Below are 24,643 nucleotides of genomic sequence, written 5' to 3'. Positions count from 1 at the left end.
AGCAGACAATAGAGGTAGCACGGCTATGAATTACGCATTGGTAACGGTCGGCAACCCCAACAGCGGCAAGACGTCGCTGTTCAACGCCTTGACCGGTGCCCGCCAGCAGGTGGGCAACTGGAGCGGGGTCACCGTCGACAAGAAGATGGGCGAGTTTTCCGCCAAGGGGCAGGATTACACCCTGGTGGACTTGCCCGGTATCTACTCCCTGGCCAATCAGGAGGCGAGCCTGGACGAGCAGATCGCCAGCCGCTTCGTGCAGGGCCAGCAGCCGGATTTGCTGCTCAACGTCATCGACGCCGCCAATCTTGAACGCTCCCTCTATCTCACCCTGCAACTGCGGGAGCTGGGCCTGCCCATGGTGGTGGTGCTCAACAAGATGGATCTGCTGCAAAAGCGCCGCATCACCATAGACGAGGGGCTGCTCGGTCAGGCACTCGGTTGCCCCGTGGTGTCGCTCTCGGCCCACAATCGCCAGCAGGTGGCGGCCTTCAAGGAGCAGATCCACCAGTTCATCGGCCAGCCCCAGCCCGCCCTGGTGCTCGATTACGGTCAGCCGCTGGAAGCCGACATCGCCGAGCTTGAGACCCTGCTCGCCCCCCACCACCTCAATGACCGCGGCCGTGCCCTGCGTCTGCTGGAGGAGGACGTTGTCATGCAGGAGACCCTGGCGGCGGGTCAGCAGGCGGCGGCCGACAACGTGGTGAGCCGTGCCCACCACGCCCAGGACATAGATCTGCAACTGGCTGACTTGCGCTACGGCCACATCCACCACTGGTGTCAGCAGGCGTGCCGCCATCAGGACAAGCTCACCGTCGCCCAGAGCGAGCGGCTGGACAGGGTGCTGCTCAACCGCTGGGTGGGCATCCCCTTCTTCCTGCTGGTGATGTACCTGATGTTCATGTTCGCCATCAAGGTGGGCAGCGCCTTCATCGACTTCTTCGACATCCTGGGGGGCGCCCTCTTCGTGGACGGGGTGCATCACCTGCTGGGGCTGGTGTCGGCACCCGACTGGCTGGGGGCCGTGCTGGCGGACGGCGTCGGCGCCGGTCTGCAGACGGTGGCGACCTTCATCCCCGTGGTGGGCTGCCTCTTCCTGTTCCTCGCCGTGCTGGAGAGCTCGGGCTATCTGGCCCGCGCCGCCTTCGTGGTGGATGCCCTGATGCGCCGCCTCGGCCTGCCCGGCAAGGCCTTCGTCCCCATGCTGATGGGCTTTGGCTGCACAGTGCCCGCGGTGATGGCGACCCGCACTCTGGGGTCGGAGCGCGAGAGGCTGATGACCTCGGCCATGGCGCCCTTCATGTCGTGCGGTGCCCGGCTGCCTGTCTATGCCCTGTTTGCGGTGGCCTTCTTCCCGGAGTCGGGCCAGAACCTGGTGTTCGGCCTCTACCTGCTCGGCATACTGGTGGCCGTGCTCACCGGCCTCTTCCTGCGCAGTACCCTGCTGCCGGGCAAGAGTGACTCCATGGTGATGGAGATGCCGGACTACGAGTGGCCCCGTCCGGTGGACGTGGGGCTGCGCACCTGGCAAAAACTCAAGGCTTTCATCTTCGGCGCGGGCAAGACCATAGTGCTGATGGTGGCCGTGCTGAGCGTGCTCAATTCGCTGGGCACCGACGGCAGCTTCGGCAACCAGGATCAGGAAAACTCTGTGCTGAGCAAGATCAGCCAGTCGGTGACCCCGGTGCTGCACCCCATCGGGATCCGGGAAGAGAACTGGCAGGCCACGGTCGGCATCCTCACCGGCATCTTCGCCAAGGAGGCGGTAGTGGCCACTCTCAACAGCCTCTATGCCGGCAGCGCCGGTGACGAGGAGGAGAGTGAATACTCCCTGCTCGGGAGCCTGAAGGAGGCGCTGGCCACCATTCCCGCCAACCTGGCGGACATAGATCCCGCCGATCCCATGGGGCTCAAGGTCGGGGAGCTGGCGGATCAGCAGGCGGCCGCCGAGGCCCAGGAGGTGGATACCTCCACCTACGGCAACATGCAGACCCACTTCGACGGGGCGGCCGGTGCCTTCGCCTACCTGCTGTTCGTGCTGCTCTACATGCCCTGTGCCGCCGCCATGGGCGCCCTGGTACGGGAGACCGGCCGCCAGTGGGCCCTGTTCACCGCCGCCTGGTGCAACTACATGGCCTTCATGTGTGCCACCCTCTTCTACCAGCTGGCGACCTTTGCCGCTCACCCCGAGCAGAGCCTGCTCTGGACCCTGAGCTACGGGCTCTCCCTGGCGCTGCTGTGGTGGTTCGGTCGTCGCCACGGGGATATAGTCGCCCGCAAGGTGGTGACCCTGTGACGGCGCAAAAGAGGGAATGGACCCATCGAGGGGAGGTCACGCCATGATATTGCGAGAGCTGGGTGATTATCTGGCGGCGCAGCAGAGGGTGAGCCGGCGGGATCTGGCCCGCCACTTCCACACCTCGGAGGATGCGGTGGAGGCCATGCTCGGTGTCTGGATGCGCAAGGGCCGCGTCACCAAGCGGGAGACCCGGGTGTGCGGCGGCAGTTGCTGCGGCAAGAGCGAGGAGGTGATGTTCGAGTGGTGCGAACCAGGCCGGATCGGCCTGGTACAGCGGCGCTGAACGCGCTGCCGCCTGAGAGCGTCATCTGACAACAAGAGACCCGCCATTGGCGGGTCTCTTGCTTTGCGTCTGTTGCCGATAAGCGGGGCGGGCAGATGTGGCCATCACAGCCTGGCCAGCATCTCCTGGGTGACCAGCACTATGCCCTGCTCGGAGCGGTAGAAGCGGCGGGCATCCTCGCAGGCGTTTTCCCCCACCACCAGCCCTTCCGGCAGCCGGCAGCCCTTGTCGATCACCACCCGGCGCAACCGGCAACCGGCCCCTATCTCGACCCCGGGGAAGATCACCGCCTGATCCAGGGTGCAGAAGGAGTCGACCCGTACGTTGTTGAACAGCACGGAGCTCACGATGAAGGAGCCGCTGACTATGGTGCCGCCGGCGAACAGGGAGTTGATGGTCATGCCGTGCTGGCCGTTCTGATCCTGCACGAACTTGGCGGGGGCCGTCATCTTCTGGCTGGTCCAGATGGGCCAGTCCTGATCGTAGATGTCGAGCTCGGGCGTCACAGAGGCGAGATCCATGTTCGCCTCCCAGAAGGAGTCCACAGTGCCCACATCGCGCCAGTAGGGGCGCTTTTGCGGGCAGCAGCCGACGCAGGAGAGGCTGAACGGATGGGCATAGGCGGTGCCCTCCTTGACCACCCGCGGGATCACGTCCATGCCGAAGTCGTGGTGGGACTGCTCGTTGGCGAGATCCTCTTCCAGCAGTTGATAGAGGTAATCGGCGTCGAAGATGTAGACCCCCATGGAGGCCAGCGCTGTGTCGGGTTTGCCCGGCATGGCGGGCGGGTCGGCGGGCTTCTCGACGAAGGCGTTGATCTTGCGGCTCTCATCCACCGCCATCACGCCAAAGGCGCTGGCCTCCTGGCGCGGCACCTCGATGCAGGCCACCGTCACCCGGCTGCCCAGGTTGACGTGATCGAGCAGCATGGCGGCGTAATCCATCTTGTAGATGTGATCCCCCGCCAGCACCACCACATATTTGGGGCCGTGCTCGCGAATGATGTCCATGTTCTGGTAGACCGCATCGGCGGTACCGCGATACCAGCTGACCTCGTCAATGCGCTGCTGGGCCGGCAGTAGCTCGATGAATTCGTTCATCTGGTAGCGCAGGAAGGACCAGCCCGACTGCAGGTGACGCAGCAGACTGTGGGACTTGTACTGGGTGACCACGCCGATCCGGCGGATCCCGGAGTTGATGCAGTTGGAGAGAACGAAGTCGATGATGCGGAACTTGCCACCAAAATGAACGGCCGGTTTTGCCCTGCTGTCCGTCAGCTGCTGGAGCCGACTGCCTCGCCCCCCGGCTAACACCAACGCCATGGTCTCGTTCAATAACTGCCTGGACCTTGCTGTGTTGGCTGGTTGTAACAACATTGAATACCCCTTTATTGATATACCTCCTCAATGGTGCCTCTTTTGAGGCCCGTTTGAAAGGGCTTTCAATCAGCAGGGGATTCAAATTGATTTTTTTGTCATTTATGTGAGCGAGCGCCATTGCCAATCAGGAAGATGGCTCGGTTTGTGGTCGCATGATGGGCAGAGGGCAGAGCGAAGGGAGGGGGTCAGCCGTGCTCTTATCGAACACCCGGCCGCGAGGGCGGCCGGGTGTTGCGGGGGAGGGGGCGCCAGACTAGAAGAGATCGTTGTTATCATCCTTGGTGGGTTCCAGGCTCCAGCCGCTGGCCGCCGCACTGTTGCCTATCTGCCCCTTCTCTCTCCACAGCTTTATCTTGAGGCGCAGGTTGTTCTGGGAATCTGCGTTCTTGACCGCCTCTTCTTCGTCTATCACCCCCTCCACCACCAGATCGAACAGGGTGCTGTCGAAGGTGACCATGCCAAGGGCCCTGGATTTCTCCATGATCTCCTTGAGGCCGCCAAACTCGCCGCGCTTGATGAGATCGCGAATGGTATGGGTGCCGAGCATGACCTCCACCGCCGCCCGGCGGCCGCCGTCTGTGGTCTTTACCAGCCGCTGGGAGACGAAGGCCTTGAGGTTGTTGCCAAGGTCGTTGAGCAGCTGGGGGCGGCGCTCTTCCGGGAAGAAGTTGATGATGCGGTCCAGCGCCTGGTTGGCGTTGTTGGCGTGCAGGGTGGAGATGGCCAGATGCCCGGTCTCGGAGAAGGCCAGCGCATGCTCCATGGTCTCCCGGTCGCGAATTTCACCGATGAGGATGACGTCCGGCGCCTGGCGCAGGGTGTTCTTCAGGGCCGCGTGGAAGCTGCGGGTATCCACTCCCACCTCCCGCTGGTTGATGATGCTCTTGCGGTGGCGATGGACGAACTCCACCGGATCCTCGATGGTGATGATGTGGCCGCCGCTGTTGCGGTTGCGATGGTCGATGAGGGCCGCGAGCGACGTGGATTTGCCCGAACCGGTGCCGCCGACGAAGAGCACCAGGCCGCGCTTCTCCATGATGGTATCGAGCAGCACGGGGGGAAGCTTGAGATCCTCGAAGCGGGGGATCTCTGTCTTGATGTTGCGCGCCACCAGGGAGACCTCGTTGCGCTGCTTGAAGATGTTGACCCGAAAGCGGCCTATCTGGGGCAGGGAGATGGCGAGGTTCATCTCCAGCTCCTTCTCGAACTGCTGCTTCTGCTCCGAGTCCATGAGCTCGGCGGCTATCCTGGCCACCTCGCCCGGCTCGAGCGGCACCTCGTTCAGGGGGCTAAGGGCGCCGTTGAACTTGGCGCAGGGGGGCGCCCCTGTGGAGAGATAGAGGTCGGAGCCATCCTGCTTGGCCAGGATCTGTAGCATGTCTCGCAATTCCATGTGTTGCCTCGTCACTCAAAGAAATAGGGGGAGCAATGTGCTTGAGTGTACAGCCTCAGGCACCGGTCAGTTTCTCGCGAAACACAAAAAACACCGCGCCCAGGATGCACAGGCCGGCCCAGAGGTAGTCCCACTTCAGGTCTTCTTTCAGATAGAAGATGGAGAAGGGAACGAACACGGTGAGGGTGATCACCTCCTGCAGTATCTTGAGCTGACCGACCGAGAGCACGGTGTGGCCGATGCGGTTGGCGGGCACCTGCAACAGGTACTCGAACAGGGCGATACCCCAACTCACCAGGGCGGCGATGATCCAGGGTTTGTGGTTCATGCTCTTGAGATGGGCATACCAGGCGAAGGTCATGAAGACGTTGCTGCAGATCAGCAGACCGATACTGGTCATGATAGGGTTCATTAGGTTCTCCTTTGAAATCAATGCATTTTATCTCGACTCCATGGGTTTTCATAAGTGGCACATGAGGGTATTTTTAACCCACAAGGATGTGACAACAGAAGGTTGAAACTGGATGGGCAAGACAAGCTGGGGAGTGCTTTGTCTGTTGTTTGCCTGTATGACGCCCGTTACCGCTATGGCAAACGGCGCGCCAACCCTGACGGTGGTGACCGATGTCTGGCCCCCGTTTCGCATGCTCGCGCAGAACGACGAGTTCCATGGTCTGGATATCGACATTCTGCGCCAGTTGCAGGCTCGCAGCGGCATAGCGCTCACCCTCAAGCGGGTGCCCTGGGGACGGGCACTCAAGCAGATGCAGACAGGTCAGGCGGACTTGATGATAGGGTTGGCCCACACCCCGGAGCGGGCGGCCTTCATCGATTACCTGCAACCAGCCTATTACCAGTGCCGGCCGGCCTTCTACGGCAAGGCGGCGGCGGTGGCCACCCTGAAAACCTACGAGGATCTGCGCGGCAGGGAGATAGGCTATGTGCTCAACTCCGCCTATTTCGCCCCCTTCGACGACGACGGCCAGCTCGACAAGCACGGGGTGCCCACCGAGGATCAGTTGCAGCGCATGGTGGAGCGGGGCCATCTGCCCCTGATGATAGGCACCGACTGCCAGGTGGATTACGCCCTGAGCCAGCGCAACGACGCCGGTCTCATCAAGGCGGACTATCGCCCGCCCCACCCTGTGGTGCTCTATCTGGGCATGAGCAAGCACTCACCCCACCATGATCTCGGGCCTGCACTGGCGCAGGCGTTGCAGACCATGGTGGAGAGCGGCGAGATAGAGGCGCTGGCCAAGCCTTACCAGCCTTGACCTTGGGTGGTAACGCGCTGTTATCATGCTGCTTTCCTGCTGGCCCCCGGTTCGGGGCGGCACCTGTCTCATTTCGGGGATCCCGCGTGTATCTCGCTCTCATCCATCGCCAGCAGCGCTGGCAGCGCCACTGGCTGCTCGCCCTGTCGCTGCTGGTCCTGTCCCTCTTCCTGCTCTCCCTTGCCCTGGGGGAGTTCGTGCTGCTGCCCTGGCAGCCCCTGGGGGAGCTGGAGCTGCGCATCTTGCTGGATCTGCGCCTGCCGCGCGCCCTGCTGGCCCTGCTGGCGGGGGCGGCGCTCGCCTGTGGCGGGGCCGTGCTGCAGGTGATGCTGCACAACCCTGTGGCCGAACCCGGCCTGCTCGGCGTCTCGAGCGGGGCTGGCCTCGCCGCCATGGTGGCGATGGCGGTGGCCAAGTCCCTTGGCGTCTACCTGCCGGGCTGGGGGTTGTCGCTCGCGGCCTTTGGTGGCGCCCTGGTGGTGACCATGCTGCTCATCCACCTGGCGCGCCGGGCCAGGCTCGGCCATACCCGGCTGCTGCTGTTCGGGGTGGCCATCGGCATCCTCACCAATGCGGCCATGACCTGGCTGATGTACTTTGCCGACGACGGCTCCCTGCGGGAATTCATGTTCTGGATGATGGGCAGCCTCTCCTATGGCAGCCAGCAGCTCGGCTGGTGGTGGTTGGTGCTGCCGCTGACCCTCGGCTGGCTCTGCTGGCAGGGCAGGGCGCTGCAACAACTGCTGCTGGGGGAGACCCAGGCCCGGCTGATGGGGATGAACGTGGACAGGATGCGGGTGCGGCTGGTGCTGGCGGTCTGCCTGCTCACCGGGGTCGCGGTGTCCCTGTGCGGTGTCATCGGTTTCGTCGGCCTGGTGGTGCCCCACCTGCTGCGGCTGTGCGGCGGCAGCGATCAGCGCTTCCTGCTGCCCGCCTCGGCGCTGGGAGGGGGCGCCCTGCTGCTGGGTGCCGATCTGGTGGCGCGCTCGGCCCTTAGTGCCGGTGAGCTACCCATCGGCGTCATCACCGCCTCGGTCGGGGCGCCGCTCTTTATCTACCTGCTGCTGAGGCAAGATGCCGATGTCTCCCGTTAAGTCCTCCCCCGATCCCCTCTGGCTGCTGGAGGCGCGGGCCCTCGGGATCCCCGCGCGGCTCGCGCCCCTGGATCTCGCCTGGGCCGGGGGCCAGCTGGTCGCCCTGCTCGGCCCCAACGGCAGCGGCAAGTCGACCCTGCTCGGTGCCCTGGCGGGTATTCTGCCCGCCGAAGGCGCCGTGCTGCTGGGTGGTGAAGTGCTCACTGACCTGAGCTGGCCCGAGCTTGCCAGGCGCCGCGCCATGTTGCCCCAGCGTCAACCCCAGCTGTTCCATATCCCGGTGTTCCAGGTACTGAGCCTGGGACTGGAGGAGGGGGGGCTGCCGGAATCACAGGGTCGGGCGGTGGCCGAGATCTGCGCCGCGCTGGAGCTGGATGCCCTGCTGGCGCGGGACTTCAGCCGCCTCTCCGGCGGTGAGCAGCAGCGGGTGCTGATCGCCCGCACCCTGCTGCAACTGTGGCCCGGCCTCAACACTGATGGGCGGGTGCTGCTGCTGGACGAGCCCCTGGCGGGGCTGGATCTGCACCATCAGCTGGCCCTGCTGCGGCTGCTCAAGCGCCTCTCCCGACAAGGTCTGTTGGTGGTGATCGCCATCCACGACATCAACCTGGCCATCGACTGGGCGGATCGCATCCTCTGCCTGCAGCAAGGTAGGGTGGTGAGCGAGGGGGGCGTGGATGTCATCGACGAAGCCTTGCTGGAGCGGGTGTTCCAGATCAAAACGGATCGCGTCGAGGCGGCCGGCCGCACCTGGTTTATGCCGAGCCTGTGAGGCGGGCTTACCCCTCATCCCCAGCCCTTCTCCCGCAAGGGGAGAAGGGAGCCGCTCCGTATACTGCGGATACAGCATTGATAACCTGCAGAGGCTGAGTGACGCCAAGAAGGAGCCGAGTGAGTCACCGTGGAAATGAAAAGAGCCAGGCATCCGTGATGCCTGGCTCTTTGAATTGGTAGATAGCGCGTTGAGCGGTTGCTCAGGCTTTCTGCTTGTCCAGCCGCACCTGGGCCGCTTCGGCCAGCATGGCCAGCAGAGTTTCTGTGTCTTCCCACGACAGGCAGGCATCGGTGATGCTCTGACCAAAGGTGACGGCGCAGCCGTTCTCCACGTCCTGACGCCCTTCCACCAGGAAGCTCTCGGCCATGATGCCGGCGATGCCGGTGCGGCCGCGGCGCAGCTGATCGCAGATATCCTGCGCCACCAGCAGCTGGCGACGGTGATCCTTCATGCTGTTGCCGTGGCTGAAATCCACCACCAGCCGCTCGGGCAGGCCCACGTCGGCCAGGGCCTCACAGGCCTCGTCTATGCTGGCGGTGTCGTAGTTGGGCCTGTGGCCGCCACGGAGGATCACGTGGCCATAGGGGTTGCCGGCGGTGCGGTAGATGGTCATCTTGCCGTCCTTGTCCGGGGAATAGAAGATGTGGCTGTGGCGGGCGGCGCGCACCGCATCGATGGCGATGCGGGTGTTGCCGTCGGTGCCGTTCTTGAAGCCCACCGGGCAGGAGAGGGCGGAGGCCATCTCGCGGTGCACCTGGGATTCTGTGGTGCGCGCCCCGATGGCGCCCCAGGTGATGAGGTCGCTGATGTACTGGCCGGTCACCATGTCGAGGAATTCGGTGGCGGTGGGCATGCCCATCTCGTTGATGTCCACCAGCAGCTGGCGGGCCAGCTTCAACCCTTCATTCACGTCGAAGCTGCCGTCGAGGCGCGGATCGTTGATCAGCCCCTTCCAGCCGACTATGGTGCGCGGCTTCTCGAAGTAGGTGCGCATCACTATGCACAGGCTCTCTTTATATTGCTCGCGCAGGGTGTTGAGGCGCTGGGCGTATTCGCGGGCGGCGGCCGGATCGTGGATGGAGCAGGGGCCGACGATGACCAGCAGGCGCTGATCCTCACCGGCCAGAATGGCTTCTACATCGTGGCGGGCATCCAGCAGATTCTGGGCGACGGTGTCGTTTAACGGGAAGGCGTGCGCCAGCTCGCTCGGAGTGATCAGGGACTCCAGGCGACGGGTGCGCAATTCATCGGTGTGAATGGACATACGACTCTATTCTCGAGTGAATAAGGGGGGCGGGATGCCAAAATGCAAGGGGATAAAATAAAGCAAAACTCCCCCGATGGAAACCTTGGGAGGCTCTGATAGGATGTGAGCCTAAAAGCCATTTCAAATGAGGTAGTTATCGTGGCAAAGCCAGGCGCGACCGGGGTCACCCGCATCATCAACGCAACCGGTTACAGCATGAAGGGTCTCAAATCGGCCTGGATTAACGAGGCGGCCTTCCGTCAGGAGCTGGTGCTTGTCTTGGCTCTGATGCCGCTGGCCGGCTGGCTCGGCGACTCCCTCAACGAGATCCTGCTGCTCATCTGCATCAGCTGGCTGGTGGTGATCGTCGAGGTGCTCAACTCCGCCATAGAGGCGGTGGTGGATCGCATCGGCTCAGAGCATCACGAGCTGTCGGGGCGCGCCAAGGATCTCGGCTCCGCCGCCGTCTTTATCGCCCTTGCCCTCAATGCCCTGGTGTGGGGCGCCTTGATTGGCCGCAATCTGCTGGGGTGGTGGTAGAGCACATATCTTGCGGGTGAGTTTGCACCCTCTCCCTCTGGGAGAGGGCAGGGTGAGGGTTGTATCTTCTCGCCCCTCATCCCCAACCCTTCTCCCGCGAGGGGAGAAGGGGGCAAAGGAGCAAAGACGCGGACGTGCGTTGAGCATCGCGGCATAAAAAAGCCCGTCATCGAGACGGGCTTTTTGTTATCCGAGCAACCGGCTCAGGGCATCAGTGCAGGATCCGGGCACGTATGGTGCCGTTGATCTCCTTGAGACGGGAGAGCGCCTTCTCGCTGTGCTCAGTCTCCACGTCGATCACCACATAACCGATCTCGCTGCTGGTCTGCAGGTACTGACCGGCGATGTTGATCCCCTCGTCGGCGAAGATCTGGTTGATCTGGTTCATCACGCCCGGCTGGTTGCGGTGGATGTGCAGCAGACGGCTGGAGCCCTTGTGGCCCGGCAGTGAGACTTCCGGGAAGTTGACGGCGGAGAGGGTGGAGCCGTTGTCTGAGTATTTGACCAGCTTGTTGGCCACTTCCAGACCTATGTTCTCCTGGGCTTCCTGGGTGGAACCGCCGATATGGGGGGTCAGGATGACGTTGTCCAGGCCGCGCAGCGGGGTCAGGAACTCCTCGTCGTTGGACTTGGGCTCGCTCGGGAAGACGTCGATGGCGGCGCCGGAGAGGTGACCGCTCTTGATGACATCGGCCAGGGCATCGATGTCCACTACGGTACCGCGGGAGGCGTTGATGAAGATGGCGCCCGGTTTCATCATGCGCAGCTGCTCGGCGCCGATGAGATCCTTGGTGGAGGCGGTTTCCGGCACGTGCAGGCTGATGACGTCAGACATGTTGAGCAGCTCCACCAGGTTCGGCACCTGGATGGCGTTGCCCAGAGAGAGCTTGTTCTCGATGTCGTAGTAGTAGACCTTCATGCCGATCATCTCGGCGATGATGCCAAGCTGGGTGCCGATGTGGCCGTAGCCTATGATGCCGAGCTTCTTGCCGCGGGCTTCCACCGAACGGTTGGCGAGTTTCTCCCAGACGCCGCGATGGCACTTGGCGTTCTTCTCGGGGATGCCGCGCAGCAGCAGCAGTATCTCCCCCAGCACCAGTTCAGCCACGGAGCGGGTGTTGGAGAAGGGGGCGTTGAAGACGGGAATGCCGCGCACGTGGGCGGCATCCAGGGAGACCTGGTTGGTGCCGATGCAGAAGCAGCCGATGGCGACCAGCTTGCCGGCGGCATCCAGCACCTTCTCGGTGATCTGGGTGCGTGAACGCAGGCCCACGAAATGCACGTCACGAATGCGCTCGATCAGCTCATCTTCCGACAGTGAGGTCTTCAGATACTCAACATTGGTGTATCCGGCTGCCCGAAAGGTCTCTACCGTGTTGGGATGCACTCCCTCCAGCAGCAGTACTTTGATCTTATCCTTGTCCAGCGAAAACTTGGCTGTCATGACGTTCCCTCTATTGTTTGAAAATGCGTTCAGGCTTGCAGTGTGAAGAAAACCGTAAAGTAGCAAAAACGTTTGGGAGAGGGAATATTTGTGACGAAAGTCAAATTCTTTGAAGTTATCAACGTTTTTTGCAGCCTGCTTGGTGCAACCCATTGAGCCATAAATAGAAACGGCGCCATCAGGCGCCGTTGTCCATTCGCGGGGGCAATAATGGGGGTCTGGTGACCCCGCGAGCACTCCGGCAGTCAGCCTTATTGCGTGACTACGCCCTCTGGCGTGCCGATCAATACCACGTCGGCGCCGCGGTGGGCGGAAGATAGATCGTTGGTGACCACGCCGACCATGGCAGATGCCTTATTGGGTGACGACCCCATCCGGAGTACCGATCAGTACCACGTCGGCGCCGCGGTGGGCGGAAGATAGATCGTTGGTGACCACGCCGACCATGGCAGATGCCTTATTGGGTGACGACCCCATCCGGAGTACCGATCAGTACCACGTCAGCGCCGCGGTGGGCGAACAGGCCGTTGGTGACCACGCCAACGATGGCGTTGAGCTGCACTTCCAGCCCTTTGGCGTCTGTGATGGCCATGCCCTTGACGTCCAGAATGATGTTGCCGTTGTCGGTCACCACACCCTCACGCCACACCGGGTTGCCACCAAGCTTCCTGATCTCGCGGGCCACGTATTCGCGGGCCATGGGGATCACTTCCACCGGCAGCGGGAACTGGCCCAGCACCTCGACTGTCTTGGTGTTGTCGATGATGCAGATGAACTGGTCGGCCACGGCGGCGACTATCTTCTCGCGGGTCAGGGCGGCGCCACCGCCCTTGATCATGTCGCGGGTCCCGTTGATCTCGTCGGCGCCATCCACGTAGACGGAGAGGGCATCGATGTCGTTGAGATCAAACACCGGGATGCCGAAACCCTTGAGGCGCTCGGTGGAGGCGATGGAGCTCGATACCGCGCCCTTGATCTCGTCCTTCATGGTCGCCAGTGCGTCGATGAAGTGATTGACGGTAGAGCCGGTGCCCACCCCGACTATGGTGCCGGGTACCACGTATTTGAGCGCAGCCCAACCGGCCGCCTTCTTCATTTCATCTTGAGTCATGATGGATCCTTATGGAAAAAGCGGGCGCATTATATCCAAGCATCCTGTCCAGAGCGACCATGGCGGTCACGTTCCGGGGCAAAAAGCCCCAAGATGTAAATCGTTTGCCTGTTTATTGAGCCAAGGGCCGGGGGAAGGGGAACCTGCCCCCGGCAGCAGGGCCGAGCCTGCTAGGAGAAGCGCCAGCAACGGGCGGGGGTGATGATCTGGGGCAGCGGCACGTCCCACTGCGCCTGGGGCACGGACTCCACCTGCTGGCAGTCGTGGGCGAGCCCCAGCGGTCTTGGGCCGAGCCCGTGTTCGTGCCAGCAGGCCAGGGTGCGATCGTAATAGCCGCCCCCCATGCCGAGCCGGTTGCCCTCGGCATCGAAGGCCACCAGCGGGGTGCAGATAAGATCCAGCATGCTGTGGGGCAGCACCTGCTGCACATCGAGTTCGGGCTCGGCGATGCCATAGCGGTTGCGGGTCATGGGGCTGGTAGCCGTGTAGCGCAAGAAGAGCAGGTGACCCGGGGTGAAGGGGTGCAGCACCGGCAGGTAGACCTCCTTGCGCTGGCTCCAGAGCCAATGAATGGCGGGCAGGGGATCGAGCTCGCCGTCATTGGCCAGATAGAGGGCGATGCGTCTGGCCGCCTGGATCTCGGGGTGTTCCTGAAAACGCGTGACCAGTTGCTGGGCCGCCGCCTGCTGCTCGGCCTGACTCAGGCTCTTTCTGCGCTGGCGGATGAGTTGGCGCAGGCTCTGCCGCTCGGGTTGGGTATCCGGCATGGGGGCTCCTGTGGTGGGGCTAAAGGGCAGGGTTACCTTAACAAGGGGCCATCAGGATGAAAAGTGGGGAAGGGACTGTGCCTGGATCTGGCCGAGGACGATGGGATCGTCCCCGGCCAGCGAGGGCCCTGACTCAGCTCTGGGGGGAGGGCTCGGCCGCCGTACGCAGCTGATGCTTGACGAACACCGCGATTATGGCGGCCATCCCCAGGGCCATGGGGTAGAAGCTCATGCTCACCACGGCCAGGGGGGAGAGGGCGAAGATGGAGCCCAGCAGCAGCGCCTGGGCGCCCCAGGGGATCAAGCCCTGCACCACGCAGGAGAAGATATCCAGCATGGAGGCGGCGCGGCGCGGGGTGACCCCGTGATGTTCCGCCAGATCCCGGGCCACCTTGCTGGCGACTATGATGGCCACTGTATTGTTGGCGGTGCAGAGGTTGGTCAGACCCACCACCCCGGCTATGCCGAGCTCGGCCGCCTTCTCGTTCTGCTCGCCGTCATGATGACGGGTGAAGCGCGCGATGAGGGCGGCGATGCGGGCGCTGATCCAGGCCAGCCCACCCTGGCGCTCCATCAGGGCGCCGAGGCCGCCGATGAGCATGGAGAGCAGGAAGATCTCCTGCATGCTGGTGAAGCCCTGGTAGATGTCCTTGCTGAACTGGCCCAGGGGATAGCCTCCGATCATGCCTACACCACCGGCGGCCAGTATGCCAAGGCCGAGCACCACGAAGACGTTCATGCCACCGAGTGCCAGCACCAGGATCAGCAGATAGGGCATTACCTTGAGCAGATCCGCGCTGGCGGTGGCGGTGGGGGCATCACCGGTGGAGCCCAGCAGCAGGTAGAGCAGGATCACCAGCACGGCGGCGGGGGTGGCAATCTTGACGTTCTCGCGGAACTTGTCCTTCATCTCGCAGCCCTGGCTGCGGGTCGCGGCTATGGTGGTGTCCGAGATGATGGAGAGGTTATCGCCGAACATGGCGCCGGAGAGAATGGTGCCCGCCATCAGCACGGGATCTATGCCGGTGGCCTGGGCGACGCCGAGGGCCACGGGGGCTACGGCCCCTATGGTGCCCATTGAGGTGCCCATGGCAGTGGCAATGAAGGCGGAGATGAGGAAGAGCCCCGGCAGCAGGAACCAGCCCGGGATGAGCGACAGGCCGAGGGCGACCGTGGCATCCACCCCGCCGGTGGCCTTGGCCACGGTGGCGAAGGCGCCCGCCAGCAGATAGATGAGGCACATGGCCATGATGTTGCTGTCACCCACCCCCTTGAAGAAGGTCTCAAGGTTCTTGTTGAACCCCTCCTTGCCCAGCATCAGCGCCAGCATGACGGCGGGCAGGGCGGCCACGGGGGCGGGCAGCTGGTAGAAGGCGAACTCGACCCCCTGCAGGGTCAGCCAGGTGCCGGTACCGATGAAGAGAGCAAGAAAGACCAGAAGAGGCAGCAGGGCTCTGGCACTGGGTTGGGTCTGGATCATGTGTTCCTCGAAACTTGAACAATGACCTCCTGTCGCAGCCTGTGTTGGCCCGAGTTTGCTCGGTCACAGGGTAGGCATCCTGCCGCTATGGGGGGCTTACAGTAGTGAGTCGGTGGCATTTGGTCAAGATAGACGTCCAGATGGATAAGCCTTTTTCTCTTGTGATTCTGATGTACTGATTAAATCCGTCAATTATTCGGATTTAATAACTATTTGTTGTTGATGTGGCGGTGCTATGCGAACGGCCACGGAAGGCTTTTCAAAGCCGGCGCGGGCTGGTAAAACGGTCTCTTTCCATAATAAAGAGATGAGAGGGTGGAGATGGACAATCCGATCCGTGTGGCCGTGATGGGCTGTAATGGTCGTATGGGCAAGGTGCTGCTGGAGGCCATCACCAACGCCGAGGGCGTGGTGGTGGGTGCGGCGCTGGAGCGACCCGGCTCTGCCGTGATAGGCCTGGATGCGGGTGAACTCAATGGCCTGGGCCGACTTGGGGTCATCATCAGCGACAGCCTGGACAAGGTGCGAGATGAGTTTGATCTCATCATCGACTTCACCCGTCCCGAGGTGACCCTGGCCAACCTGGCCTTCGCCCTGGCCCATGGCAAGCAGATGGTGATAGGCACCACCGGCTTTGATGAGGCAGGCAAGGCCGCGCTGCACGAGGCGGGCAAGCAGATCGGCATCGTCTTCGCGTCCAACTACTCGGTCGGCGTCAACCTGGTGTTCAAGCTGCTGGAGCAGGCCGCCAAGGTGATGGGGGATTACACCGACATCGAGATCATCGAGGGGCACCACAGGCACAAGGTGGATGCACCGTCCGGCACCGCGCTCTCCATGGGGGAAGTGGTGGCCAAGACCCTCGGACGTGACTTGAAAGAGTGCGCCGTCTATGGCCGCGAGGGGATCACCGGCGAGCGGGATCGCAACACCATCGGCTTTGCCACCATTCGCGCCGGGGATCTGGTGGGGGAGCACACCGTCATGTTTGCCGACATCGGCGAGCGGGTGGAGATAAGCCACAAGGCCTCGAGCCGTCTGACCTTTGCCAATGGCGCCGTGCGGGCGGGCAAGTGGCTCGGCCAGCAGGGGGCGGGTCTCTACGACATGCAGGACGTACTCGACCTGAAATAGTACACAGCGGGAGCCCGACCAGGGCTCTCCTCTCTACGTTCAGGTTGTCAGACCCCGGCTCGCCGGGGTTTTGTTTATGGTTTTTTGTAAAAATGAGCGTTAAGCGCCACTTTTGTGGTGAACCTGCCTAAATCTCCCCCTTCCCATTTCTTCGCCACACTCCTGCGACAAAAATGTCATCAGAGGGTAACGGGACTGGGTCTCAATCTCCCCTGTAGTCCGCTTTTTTCACATCCAGCCAAACAGACTAAAAATGCAATTAAAGAAAAACGTTTTCTATTTTTCTCGGTCAGTTTTCTATCGCCAAATGGCACTTTTTGGCTTTCGTTTTTTATTTTTTAAATTCATATTCATCTGTTTATTAACGATAAAATATCGATTTTTGTCTGTTGGGTGGCATGGGTGGGTGCTTTTGTTTCGGGTTTTGGCTTTTCTTTTGGGGGAGGGGGTTGCAAAGCGCCTTAGTGCATAGATAATGGGTAATGTTGCTTGTTTATTGAATTTAGATGCATTTCAAACGAGAAAAGACGTTGAAATGCGATCGTTTTTAAGTAGAATGCGCCCAATTTGCCAGAAATCTGCCGGGTTTGAGCCCTGTTTCAAACAGCGTCCGGACCCGCAACACCCAGGTAAATTGCTGAATTTAAAGCTAAATAACTGGAGGTTGTCTTGAATCACACTGCATTGCTAGTGCTGGAAGATGGAACTGTGTTCAAAGGCGTGTCGATAGGCGCCGAGGGATGTTCCGTTGGTGAAGTGGTTTTCAATACGTCGATGACGGGCTATCAGGAAATCCTCACCGATCCCTCTTATTCCCGTCAGATAGTCACCCTCACTTACCCCCATATAGGCAACACCGGCACCAACAGCGAAGATGAAGAGTCCAGTCAAATCCACGCGCAGGGATTGATCATCCGGGACCTTCCGATACTTGCCTCCAATTTCCGCAATCAGCAATCCCTCTCCGATTACCTCAAGTCTCACAACATCGTTGGCATCGCCGACATCGACACCCGCAAACTGACCCGCATCTTGCGCGAAAAAGGTGCCCAGGCCGGTTGCATCCTGGCCGGCAAGCAGCTCGATGAAGCCCATGCCCTGAGCCAGGCCCGCGCCTTCCCCGGCCTCAAGGGGATGGATCTGGCCAAGGAAGTGACTGTGTCTGACGCCTACGCCTGGACCGAGGGCAGCTGGCAGCTTGGCAAGGGGCACGTTACCCCGGCGGCCGACGAGCTCAAGTACCACGTGGTGGCCTACGACTTTGGCGTCAAGCGCAACATCTTGCGCATGCTGGTGGACCGTGGCTGCCGCCTGACAGTGGTGCCGGCCAAGACCCCGGCCGCCGAGGTGCTGGCGATGAACCCCGATGGCATCTTCCTCTCCAACGGCCCCGGTGACCCCGAGCCGTGCGACTACGCCATCGAGGCCATCAAGACCTTCCTCAATACCAACACTCCTGTGTTCGGGATCTGCCTGGGTCACCAGCTGCTGGGTCTGGCCTCCGGCGCCAAGACAGTCAAGATGAAGTTCGGCCACCACGGTGCCAACCACCCGGTGAAGAGTCTGGATGACAACACAGTGATGATCACAGCCCAGAACCATGGGTTTGCGGTGGACGAGAACAGCCTGCCGGAGTGCCTGCGTGCCACTCACGTCTCCCTGTTCGACGGCTCCCTGCAAGGCATACATCGCACCGATCGTCCGGCCTTCAGCTTCCAGGGTCACCCCGAAGCGAGCCCGGGCCCCCACGATTGTGCCGGTCTGTTCGACCACTTTATTGAATTGATTAAGCAGTATCGCGCCTAAGAGGATAAAGAGAGCCATGCCAAAACGTAACGACCTACAGAGCATCCTGATCCTCGGCGCCGGCCCCATCGTCATCGGTCAGGCCTGCGAATTCGACTACTCCGGCGCCCAGGCCTGCAAGGCCCTGCGTGAGGAGGGATACCGCGTCATCCTGGTGAACTCCAACCCGGCCACCATCATGACCGACCCGGAGATGGCGGACGCCACCTACATCGAGCCCATCACCTGGGAAGTGGTGCGCGAGATCATTAAGAAAGAGCGTCCGGATGCCGTACTGCCCACCATGGGTGGCCAGACCGCGCTCAACTGCGCGCTGGATCTGGAGAAGCACGGCGTGCTGGCGGAGTTCGGTGTGGAGATGATTGGTGCCACCGCCGATGCCATCGACAAGGCGGAAGATCGTCGTCGCTTCGACATCGCCATGAAGAGCATTGGCCTCGAGTGCCCCCGTGCCGGCATCGCCCACAACATGGAAGAGGCGTGGAAGGTGCAGCAGATGGTCGGCTTCCCCTGCATCATCCGTCCCTCCTTCACCATGGGCGGCTCGGGTGGCGGCATCGCCTACAACACCGAAGAGTTCGTCGAGATCTGCGAGCGCGGCCTGGATCTCTCCCCGACCAAGGAGTTGCTCATCGATGAGTCCCTGATCGGCTGGAAAGAGTACGAGATGGAAGTGGTGCGGGATCGCAACGACAACTGCATCATCGTCTGCGCCATCGAAAACTTCGACCCCATGGGCATCCACACCGGTGACTCCATCACGGTCGCGCCAGCCCAGACGCTGACCGACAAGGAGTACCAGCTGATGCGCAACGCCTCCATGGCGGTGCTGCGCGAGATCGGCGTCGAGACCGGCGGCTCCAACGTCCAGTTCGGCATCAACCCGAAAGATGGCCGCATGGTCATCATAGAGATGAACCCGCGGGTCTCCCGCTCCTCCGCGCTGGCCTCCAAGGCGACCGGTTTCCCCATCGCCAAGATAGCCGCCAAGCTCGCCATAGGTTACACCCTGGACGAGCTGATGAACGACATCACCGGCGGTCGTACTCCGGCCTCCTTCGAGCCGGCGATTGACTACGTGGTCACCAAGATCCCGCGCTTCAACTTCGAGAAGTTTGCCGGCGCCAACGACCGTCTCACCACCCAGATGAAGTCAGTGGGCGAAGTGATGGCCATAGGCCGCAACTTCCAGGAGTCCCTGCACAAGGCGCTGCGCAGCCTCGAGACCGGCAAGACCGGCTTCGACCCCATGGTGGACCTCAATGCCCCCGACTCCCTGACCCGTATCCGCCACGAGCTGCAGGATGCCGGTTGTGACCGTATCTGGTACATAGCCGATGCGTTCCGCGCCGGCCTCTCCATGGACGGCATCTTCAAGCTGACCAAGATTGACCCCTGGTTCCTGGTGCAGATCGAAGAGCTGGTGAAGCTGGAAGAAGAGGTAAAAGAGCGCGGCATGGCCGGGCTGGACGCCGACTTCCTGCGCACCCTGAAGCGCAAGGGCTTTGCCGACGCACGTCTGGCCAAGATCCTCGGCGTGGCCGAGGGCGAGGTGCGCAAGGCCCGTGCCCGCCACAACATCTTCCCGGTCTACAAGCGGGTCGATACCTGCGCCGCCGAATTCGCCACCAACACCGCCTACATGTACTCCAGCTATGACGAGGAGTGCGAAGCAGCACCGACCAATCGTGACAAGATCATGATCATCGGTGGCGGCCCGAACCGCATCGGTCAGGGCATCGAGTTTGACTACTGCTGCGTGCACGCGGCCCTGGCCCTGCGCGAAGACGGTTACGAGACCATCATGGTCAACTGCAACCCGGAAACCGTCTCCACCGACTACGACACCTCCGACCGTCTCTACTTCGAGCCGGTGACCCTGGAAGATGTGCTGGAAATTGTGCGGGTCGAGCAGCCCAAGGGCGTCATCGTCCAGTACGGCGGTCAGACCCCGCTCAAGCTTGCCCGTGCCCTGGAAGCGAACGGCGTGCCTGTCATCGGCACCAGCCCGGATGCCATCGACCGCGCCGAAGACCGCGAGCGTTTCCAGTCCGCCGTCGAGCGCCTCGGCCTCAAGCAGCCGGAAAACGGCACAGTCACTGCCCTGGAGCAGGCGGTACAGGTAGCCGCCCGCATCACCTACCCGCTGGTGGTTCGCCCCTCCTACGTGCTGGGTGGTCGCGCCATGGAAATCGTCTATGACGAGCAGGATCTGCGCCGCTACTTCGCCGAAGCCGTGAGCGTCTCCAACGAGTCACCGGTACTGCTGGACCGCTTCCTGGACGACGCCACCGAGGTGGACGTGGACGCCATCTGCGACGGCGTGGACGTGGTCATCGGCGGCATCATGGAGCACATCGAGCAGGCCGGTATCCACTCCGGTGACTCCGCCTGCTCCCTGCCGCCCTACACCCTGTCCAAGGCCATCCAGGACGAGATGCGCGAGCAGGTACGGAAATTGGCGCTGGAGCTCGGCGTGGTGGGCTTGATGAACGTCCAGTTCGCGGTCAAGGACAACGAGATTTACCTCATCGAGGTGAACCCCCGTGCCGCCCGTACAGTGCCCTTCGTCTCCAAGGCCACAGGTGCACCGCTGGCCAAGATTGCCGCCCGTGTCATGGCCGGTCAGAGCCTGCAGGATCAAGGTTTCACCACCGAGATCATCCCGCCCTACTACTCGGTGAAAGAGGTGGTACTGCCCTTCGCCAAGTTCCCGGGTGTCGACCCGCTGCTGGGGCCGGAAATGCGCTCCACCGGCGAGGTGATGGGGGTGGGCAGCAGCTTCGCAGAGGCCTATGCCAAGGCGCAGTTGGGTGCAGGTCACCAGGTGCCGAGCGAGGGGCGCGCCCTGCTCTCGGTGCGCCACGGCGACAAGGAGCGGGTGGTGAACCTGGCCGCCAAGCTGCTGGAGCTGGGTTATGACCTCGACGCCACTCACGGCACCGCCGTGACCTTAGGTGAAGCGAGCATCAACCCGCGTCTGGTGAACAAGGTGCATGAAGGCCGTCCGCACATTCTGGATCGCATCAAGAATGGCGAGTACACCTACATAGTCAACACTGCCGAGGGCCGTCAGGCGATTCAGGATTCCAAGCAGCTGCGCCGCGGCGCCCTGCAGCACAAGGTGGCCTACACCACCACGCTGCACGCGGCCTTCGCCACCTGCATGGCCATCAGCGTCGATGCCACCGCCAACGTGAACTCGGTGCAGGAGTTGCACCACAAGGTCAAGCACCGCTAAGGTGCGCGCAGTCAGGGCCGGCTCTTCCGGCCCTGAAGCAAGCCTGCCAACACCCCGCCAGCGATGGCGGGGTGTTTCTTTTGGCGGGGGCGGCGGATCCCGAGCGCATGGGCCCTTCATGCACGAGGTGACGTAAATAGCGAGGTTGAAGGGTGATAAACGCCCTTAAATCGACTAAACGAAATCATAAATTGCCTATTAAATGCCATTGGTAACAATCTTCGCAATCACTCACCCCGAACGCCTCCCTATACTGGTTTCTCATCACATGCGTGAGCAAACAAGGTCGTCCGCACCGGCAAGCATTCAGTGTCAGAGGGTTGCGAGAGGATCAGGGCCAGCGTTATCGCGCCAGCCTGGCCGGCCCCTTCCACCGATAGGGACCAATGGAAACCGGCTGTGGGGTAACCGCCGCACCGCCAGTCAGGGCCAGCGTTATCGCGCCAGCCCGCTCCCCCTCCTTGCCCCCTCTGTTACCTGCCCGGTCGCCTGGCACCTCAGCATATCTGCCAAGGGAATCTGAATATGAGCTTCGATCATCGCAAATACCGCCCGGCCCCCGTCATCGCTCTGGTGGACCGTCAATGGCCCAACCGGGTGATGACGCAGGCGCCGCTCTGGTGCGCCGTGGACTTGCGGGACGGCAACCAGGCGCTGGTCGAGCCCATGACGGTGGCCCAGAAGCTGCAAATGTGGGCCCTGATGACCCATGTCGGCTTCAAACACATCGAGGTCGGCTTCCCCGCCGCCTCCCAGCCGGACTTTGACTTCGTGCGGGAACTCATCGAGCGCAATCTCATCCCGGACGACGTGACCATCCAGGTGCTGGTGCAGGCCCGGGAAGATTTGATCGCCCGCACCTTCGAATCCCTCAAGGGGGCCAAACGCGCCATCGTGCATGTCTACAACTCGGTCAACCCGACCCAGCGCAACTATGTGTTCAACACAGATCGCGAGGGGGTCAAGGCCATCGCCGTGCAGGGGGCACGCTGGGTGCGGGAATACGCGGCCAGGAATCCCGGCACAGAGTGGAGCTTCCAGTATTCCCCCGAGAGCTTCAGCAGCACAGAGGTGGAGTTCGCGGTGGAGGTGTGTGACGCCGTCATCGACGAGTGGCGCGCTGCCTCCCGCCCCATGATCCTCAACCTCCCCGCCACGGTCGAGGTGAGCACCCCCAATGTGTTCGCGGATCAGGTGGAGTGGTTCTGCCGCCACCTCAAGGCGCGCCCCGAGGTGAGCATCTCCATCCACACCCACAACGATCGGGGCTGCGGGGTGGCCGCCGCCGAGCTGGCGGTGCTGGCGGGGGCCGATCGCATCGAGGGCACCCTGCTCGGCAACGGCGAGCGCACCGGCAACATGGACATAGTCACCATGGCCATGAACCTCTACAGCCAGGGGATAGATCCCGAGCTGGACTTGTCGGACATGGATGCCATAGTGGCGACCGTGGGGGCCTGCACCCAGATTGCCCTGCACCCGCGCCACCCCTATGCCGGCGAGCTGGTCTATACGGCGTTTTCCGGCAGCCACCAGGATGCGATTCGCAAATCCCTGGCGGCCGAAAAGCCCGATCCCTACTGGGATGTGGCCTATCTGCCGATCGACCCCGCAGACCTTGGCCGCAGCTACGAGGCGGTGATCCGCATCAACAGTCAGTCCGGCAAGGGGGGCGTCACCTATCTGCTGGAGCGCGACCTTGGCCTGCAACTGCCGCGCTGGCTGCAGATCGACTTCAGCCGCCGGGTGCAGGCGCAGGCGGAGGCGAGCAGCAGCGAAATCAGCCCGGAGCAGATCCGCGCCCTGTTCGAGCAGCACTACCTCGAGCCGCTGCACGGTTATCGCATCGGCCGCTTCCAGCTTGGCCACGACAGCCAGGAGACACTGCGCCTCGAGCTGCAGACCCCGGACGGCAGCTTGCAGCTCTGTGGTGAGGGGGAGGGGGCCATCACGGCCCTGGTCAACGGCTGGGAGCGCCAGACCGGCATGCACATAGACGTGCTCGACTACTCGGAACATGCCCTCTGCGCCGGAACCGAATCCCGCGCCGCCGCCTATGTGCTGCTCAGCGTCGATGGAATGCGCATGTGCGGGGTCGCCATCGGCCGCGATGTGGTCAACGCCTCCTTGCAGGCGGTGATCAATGGCGCCGCCCAGATCCGCGCCCTGCGCCAGAGTGCGTGAGGGGGCGGGCGTGTCGAGGGTAAGGCCAGCCCCTTGAAGGACGTCCTCCACACCGCCTGTACCAGGGGGTAGCCGGCGGCAACAGGGCGGCGCACAGTGGAAAATGGTACCAGGATCCCTTCAGCACTGTGCTGAGGGGATTGTTTTTTATGGAAAAATCGGCTCACAATACGAGCGCCGTGCGGCCAGGATTGGCCTTGCGGTTCATTGGGTGCTGGCGGCTGAGTGCAGCCGCCAGGGATAGAGGCAATGCAGGTTTGGAGCCATAACGATGATGAAGACTCCCCTCAGGTTATCCGTACACCCCGCCAGGTTCTTCTCGCTCTCCCCTGGTCGCCGCCTCGCCCTGCTGAGCTTGCTCTGCCTGTTGCTGCTGACGGGGGGCCTGGATGCCGCCAGCTTCGAGCGCCTGCCCGAACATAACCTCTACACCATCGGCGCCCTGGCCGAGGCCATCAATGTGCTGACCCTGCTGTTCATGTTCTGGGTGGTGCAGTGTGCCCAGATCTCGAACCGGACCTACCTGTTTCTCTGCGCCGGTCTGGGGAGCTGGCTGGTGTCGGGGACCATAGATCTGGTTGACGAGGCCTATTTCCAGCCCTGGTGGCTCTCCACGGTGGAAGACAGCCTGCGCACCCTCGGCATGCTGGCCACGGCCTGGGGCGTGCTGCTGATGGTGCAACAGATGTATGGCGTCCAGACCCGGCTGGCCTCGCTTGCCATGTCCGACGAACTGACGGGTCTTTCCAATCGCCGCGCGTTTCGCGCCGTGCTGGAAACCCATGTGGATCAGGGGACGCCGCTGCTGCTGCTGGATCTCGATCACTTCAAGCAGATCAACGATCGCTACGGCCACGGCATAGGTGACAATGTGCTGCAGGAATTCAGCGCCTTGCTGTGTCAGCACTGTCCGCCGGATGGGGTGGTGGCGCGCCTGGGGGGCGAGGAGTTCGCCATCTGGTTGCCCGGCATGTTGAGCGACAAGGCCCAGGCACTGGCGGAGCAGATAAGAGCCGCCACCGAGGCTCTGGTCGCCTGCGAGGAGATAAGGTTCACCGTGAGCATCGCCGTCGGCATAGGCCAGGCGGGGGAGGCGGTCGAGGCGCTGGTCAAACGCACCGATCTCGCGCTCTACCGGGCCAAACACCTGGGGCGCAACCGGGTCGAGCTGGCGTGATGACGCCAGGGGATGC

The 24,643-nt window shown here is 62.4% G+C and carries 19 protein-coding genes; 11 read left to right on the top strand and 8 right to left on the bottom strand.

Translation table 11 applies throughout. The features are described 5' to 3' along the window. The first annotated feature begins 25 nt into the window (after nt 1–25). Together feoB and OC537_RS08570 are read left to right on the top strand one after the other, a co-directional pair. Nucleotides 26–2,296 (top strand): Fe(2+) transporter permease subunit FeoB, encoded by a 2,271-nt coding sequence (feoB, locus tag OC537_RS08575; protein ID WP_262110790.1) that lies wholly within the window; start codon nt 26–28, stop codon nt 2,294–2,296. 43 nt (nt 2,297–2,339) lie between these two features. Then, nucleotides 2,340–2,582, top strand: coding sequence for a FeoC-like transcriptional regulator (locus OC537_RS08570; RefSeq protein ID WP_163149245.1), 243 nt, complete (start codon nt 2,340–2,342; stop codon nt 2,580–2,582). A gap of 104 nt (nt 2,583–2,686) precedes the next feature. Here OC537_RS08570 and glgC read toward each other — a convergent pair whose 3' ends face one another. From glgC to OC537_RS08555, 3 genes are all read right to left on the bottom strand, one after another. After that, nucleotides 2,687–3,958 carry a glucose-1-phosphate adenylyltransferase gene (gene glgC / locus OC537_RS08565; RefSeq protein WP_111912664.1) on the bottom strand — a complete coding sequence of 424 codons (1,272 nt, stop codon included), beginning with the start codon at nt 3,956–3,958 and terminating at the stop codon, nt 2,687–2,689. 256 nt (nt 3,959–4,214) lie between these two features. Then, a complete protein-coding gene (tapW, locus tag OC537_RS08560) occupies nt 4,215–5,354 on the bottom strand; it encodes a type IVa pilus ATPase TapW (RefSeq protein ID WP_139751448.1) in 1,140 nt (379 codons plus the stop codon). Nucleotides 5,355–5,409: 55 nt separating this feature from the next. Continuing rightward, complete coding sequence (locus tag OC537_RS08555; RefSeq protein WP_010675200.1) at nt 5,410–5,766, bottom strand: DMT family protein; 357 nt, start codon at nt 5,764–5,766, stop codon at nt 5,410–5,412. A gap of 112 nt (nt 5,767–5,878) precedes the next feature. Here OC537_RS08555 and OC537_RS08550 point away from each other — a divergent pair, with 112 nt between their 5' ends. The 3 genes from OC537_RS08550 to OC537_RS08540 all read left to right on the top strand — a co-directional run bounded on the left by OC537_RS08550 (nt 5,879) and on the right by OC537_RS08540 (nt 8,494). Then, a complete protein-coding gene (locus OC537_RS08550) occupies nt 5,879–6,628 on the top strand; it encodes a substrate-binding periplasmic protein (RefSeq protein ID WP_163153781.1) in 750 nt (249 codons plus the stop codon). 86 nt (nt 6,629–6,714) lie between these two features. After that, complete coding sequence (gene btuC / locus OC537_RS08545) at nt 6,715–7,722, top strand: vitamin B12 ABC transporter permease BtuC (RefSeq protein ID WP_111912660.1); 1,008 nt, start codon at nt 6,715–6,717, stop codon at nt 7,720–7,722. Next, a complete protein-coding gene (locus tag OC537_RS08540) occupies nt 7,709–8,494 on the top strand; it encodes an ATP-binding cassette domain-containing protein (protein ID WP_262110789.1) in 786 nt (261 codons plus the stop codon). The genes btuC and OC537_RS08540 overlap by 14 nt, the downstream gene beginning before the upstream one ends. Before the next feature lie 202 nt (nt 8,495–8,696). Here OC537_RS08540 and OC537_RS08535 read toward each other — a convergent pair whose 3' ends face one another. Next, nucleotides 8,697–9,761, bottom strand: a complete 1,065-nt coding sequence (locus OC537_RS08535) for a 3-deoxy-7-phosphoheptulonate synthase (RefSeq protein ID WP_106886447.1) — start codon at nt 9,759–9,761, stop codon at nt 8,697–8,699. A 141-nt stretch (nt 9,762–9,902) separates the two neighbouring features. Between OC537_RS08535 and OC537_RS08530 the strand changes: the two genes are divergently transcribed. Next, entirely contained in the window at nt 9,903–10,283 is a 381-nt protein-coding gene (locus OC537_RS08530) for a diacylglycerol kinase (protein ID WP_106886448.1), read from the top strand. Between the two features lie 211 nt (nt 10,284–10,494). On the opposite strand, the gene serA is transcribed toward OC537_RS08530, so the two are convergent. The 4 genes from serA to OC537_RS08510 all read right to left on the bottom strand — a co-directional run bounded on the left by serA (nt 10,495) and on the right by OC537_RS08510 (nt 15,085). Further along, nucleotides 10,495–11,727 carry a phosphoglycerate dehydrogenase gene (serA, locus tag OC537_RS08525; RefSeq protein WP_262110788.1) on the bottom strand — a complete coding sequence of 411 codons (1,233 nt, stop codon included), beginning with the start codon at nt 11,725–11,727 and terminating at the stop codon, nt 10,495–10,497. A 457-nt stretch (nt 11,728–12,184) separates the two neighbouring features. Then, on the bottom strand, nt 12,185–12,838 hold the full coding sequence (rpiA, locus tag OC537_RS08520; RefSeq protein ID WP_025327396.1) for a ribose-5-phosphate isomerase RpiA: 654 nt from the start codon (nt 12,836–12,838) through the stop codon (nt 12,185–12,187). Nucleotides 12,839–13,008: 170 nt separating this feature from the next. After that, a complete protein-coding gene (locus tag OC537_RS08515; RefSeq protein WP_025327395.1) occupies nt 13,009–13,605 on the bottom strand; it encodes a 5-formyltetrahydrofolate cyclo-ligase in 597 nt (198 codons plus the stop codon). Between the two features lie 133 nt (nt 13,606–13,738). After that, nucleotides 13,739–15,085 (bottom strand): Na+/H+ antiporter NhaC family protein, encoded by a 1,347-nt coding sequence (locus tag OC537_RS08510; RefSeq protein ID WP_262110787.1) that lies wholly within the window; start codon nt 15,083–15,085, stop codon nt 13,739–13,741. Between the two features lie 321 nt (nt 15,086–15,406). Between OC537_RS08510 and dapB the strand changes: the two genes are divergently transcribed. The 5 genes from dapB to OC537_RS08485 all read left to right on the top strand — a co-directional run bounded on the left by dapB (nt 15,407) and on the right by OC537_RS08485 (nt 24,627). Next, nucleotides 15,407–16,219, top strand: a complete 813-nt coding sequence (dapB, locus tag OC537_RS08505) for a 4-hydroxy-tetrahydrodipicolinate reductase (protein ID WP_139745168.1) — start codon at nt 15,407–15,409, stop codon at nt 16,217–16,219. Between the two features lie 669 nt (nt 16,220–16,888). Further along, nucleotides 16,889–18,025, top strand: a complete 1,137-nt coding sequence (gene carA / locus OC537_RS08500) for a glutamine-hydrolyzing carbamoyl-phosphate synthase small subunit (protein WP_163153793.1) — start codon at nt 16,889–16,891, stop codon at nt 18,023–18,025. A 16-nt stretch (nt 18,026–18,041) separates the two neighbouring features. Continuing rightward, nucleotides 18,042–21,266: a carbamoyl-phosphate synthase large subunit gene (gene carB, locus OC537_RS08495; RefSeq protein WP_234569358.1), complete on the top strand. Its 3,225-nt coding sequence runs from the start codon at nt 18,042–18,044 to the stop codon at nt 21,264–21,266. A 525-nt stretch (nt 21,267–21,791) separates the two neighbouring features. Next, nucleotides 21,792–23,450, top strand: coding sequence for a 2-isopropylmalate synthase (gene leuA, locus OC537_RS08490; RefSeq protein ID WP_262110786.1), 1,659 nt, complete (start codon nt 21,792–21,794; stop codon nt 23,448–23,450). A gap of 271 nt (nt 23,451–23,721) precedes the next feature. Then, nucleotides 23,722–24,627 carry a GGDEF domain-containing protein gene (locus tag OC537_RS08485; protein ID WP_171273627.1) on the top strand — a complete coding sequence of 302 codons (906 nt, stop codon included), beginning with the start codon at nt 23,722–23,724 and terminating at the stop codon, nt 24,625–24,627. Nucleotides 24,628–24,643: the final 16 nt, after the last annotated feature.

Origin of the sequence: Aeromonas sp. Marseille-Q5825 (assembly GCF_946892685.1) — a bacterium.
Taxonomy (GTDB): domain Bacteria; phylum Pseudomonadota; class Gammaproteobacteria; order Enterobacterales; family Aeromonadaceae; genus Aeromonas; species Aeromonas rivipollensis.
This window is presented reverse-complemented; position numbering and strand designations above follow the sequence as displayed.

Bases quoted from the DNA above. Each gene is read 5' to 3' on its own strand.
- feoB (WP_262110790.1), top strand. From the start codon at position 26: ATGAATTACGCATTGGTAACGGTCGGCAACCCCAACAGCGGCAAGACG.
- OC537_RS08570 (WP_163149245.1), top strand. From the start codon at position 2,340: ATGATATTGCGAGAGCTGGGTGATTATCTGGCGGCGCAGCAGAGGGTG.
- glgC (WP_111912664.1), bottom strand. From the start codon at position 3,958: ATGTTGTTACAACCAGCCAACACAGCAAGGTCCAGGCAGTTATTGAAC.
- tapW (WP_139751448.1), bottom strand. From the start codon at position 5,354: ATGGAATTGCGAGACATGCTACAGATCCTGGCCAAGCAGGATGGCTCC.
- OC537_RS08555 (WP_010675200.1), bottom strand. From the start codon at position 5,766: ATGAACCCTATCATGACCAGTATCGGTCTGCTGATCTGCAGCAACGTC.
- OC537_RS08550 (WP_163153781.1), top strand. From the start codon at position 5,879: ATGGGCAAGACAAGCTGGGGAGTGCTTTGTCTGTTGTTTGCCTGTATG.
- OC537_RS08540 (WP_262110789.1), top strand. From the start codon at position 7,709: ATGTCTCCCGTTAAGTCCTCCCCCGATCCCCTCTGGCTGCTGGAGGCG.
- OC537_RS08535 (WP_106886447.1), bottom strand. From the start codon at position 9,761: ATGTCCATTCACACCGATGAATTGCGCACCCGTCGCCTGGAGTCCCTG.
- serA (WP_262110788.1), bottom strand. From the start codon at position 11,727: ATGACAGCCAAGTTTTCGCTGGACAAGGATAAGATCAAAGTACTGCTG.
- rpiA (WP_025327396.1), bottom strand. From the start codon at position 12,838: ATGACTCAAGATGAAATGAAGAAGGCGGCCGGTTGGGCTGCGCTCAAA.
- OC537_RS08515 (WP_025327395.1), bottom strand. From the start codon at position 13,605: ATGCCGGATACCCAACCCGAGCGGCAGAGCCTGCGCCAACTCATCCGC.
- OC537_RS08510 (WP_262110787.1), bottom strand. From the start codon at position 15,085: ATGATCCAGACCCAACCCAGTGCCAGAGCCCTGCTGCCTCTTCTGGTC.
- dapB (WP_139745168.1), top strand. From the start codon at position 15,407: ATGGACAATCCGATCCGTGTGGCCGTGATGGGCTGTAATGGTCGTATG.
- carB (WP_234569358.1), top strand. From the start codon at position 18,042: ATGCCAAAACGTAACGACCTACAGAGCATCCTGATCCTCGGCGCCGGC.
- leuA (WP_262110786.1), top strand. From the start codon at position 21,792: ATGAGCTTCGATCATCGCAAATACCGCCCGGCCCCCGTCATCGCTCTG.
- OC537_RS08485 (WP_171273627.1), top strand. From the start codon at position 23,722: ATGATGAAGACTCCCCTCAGGTTATCCGTACACCCCGCCAGGTTCTTC.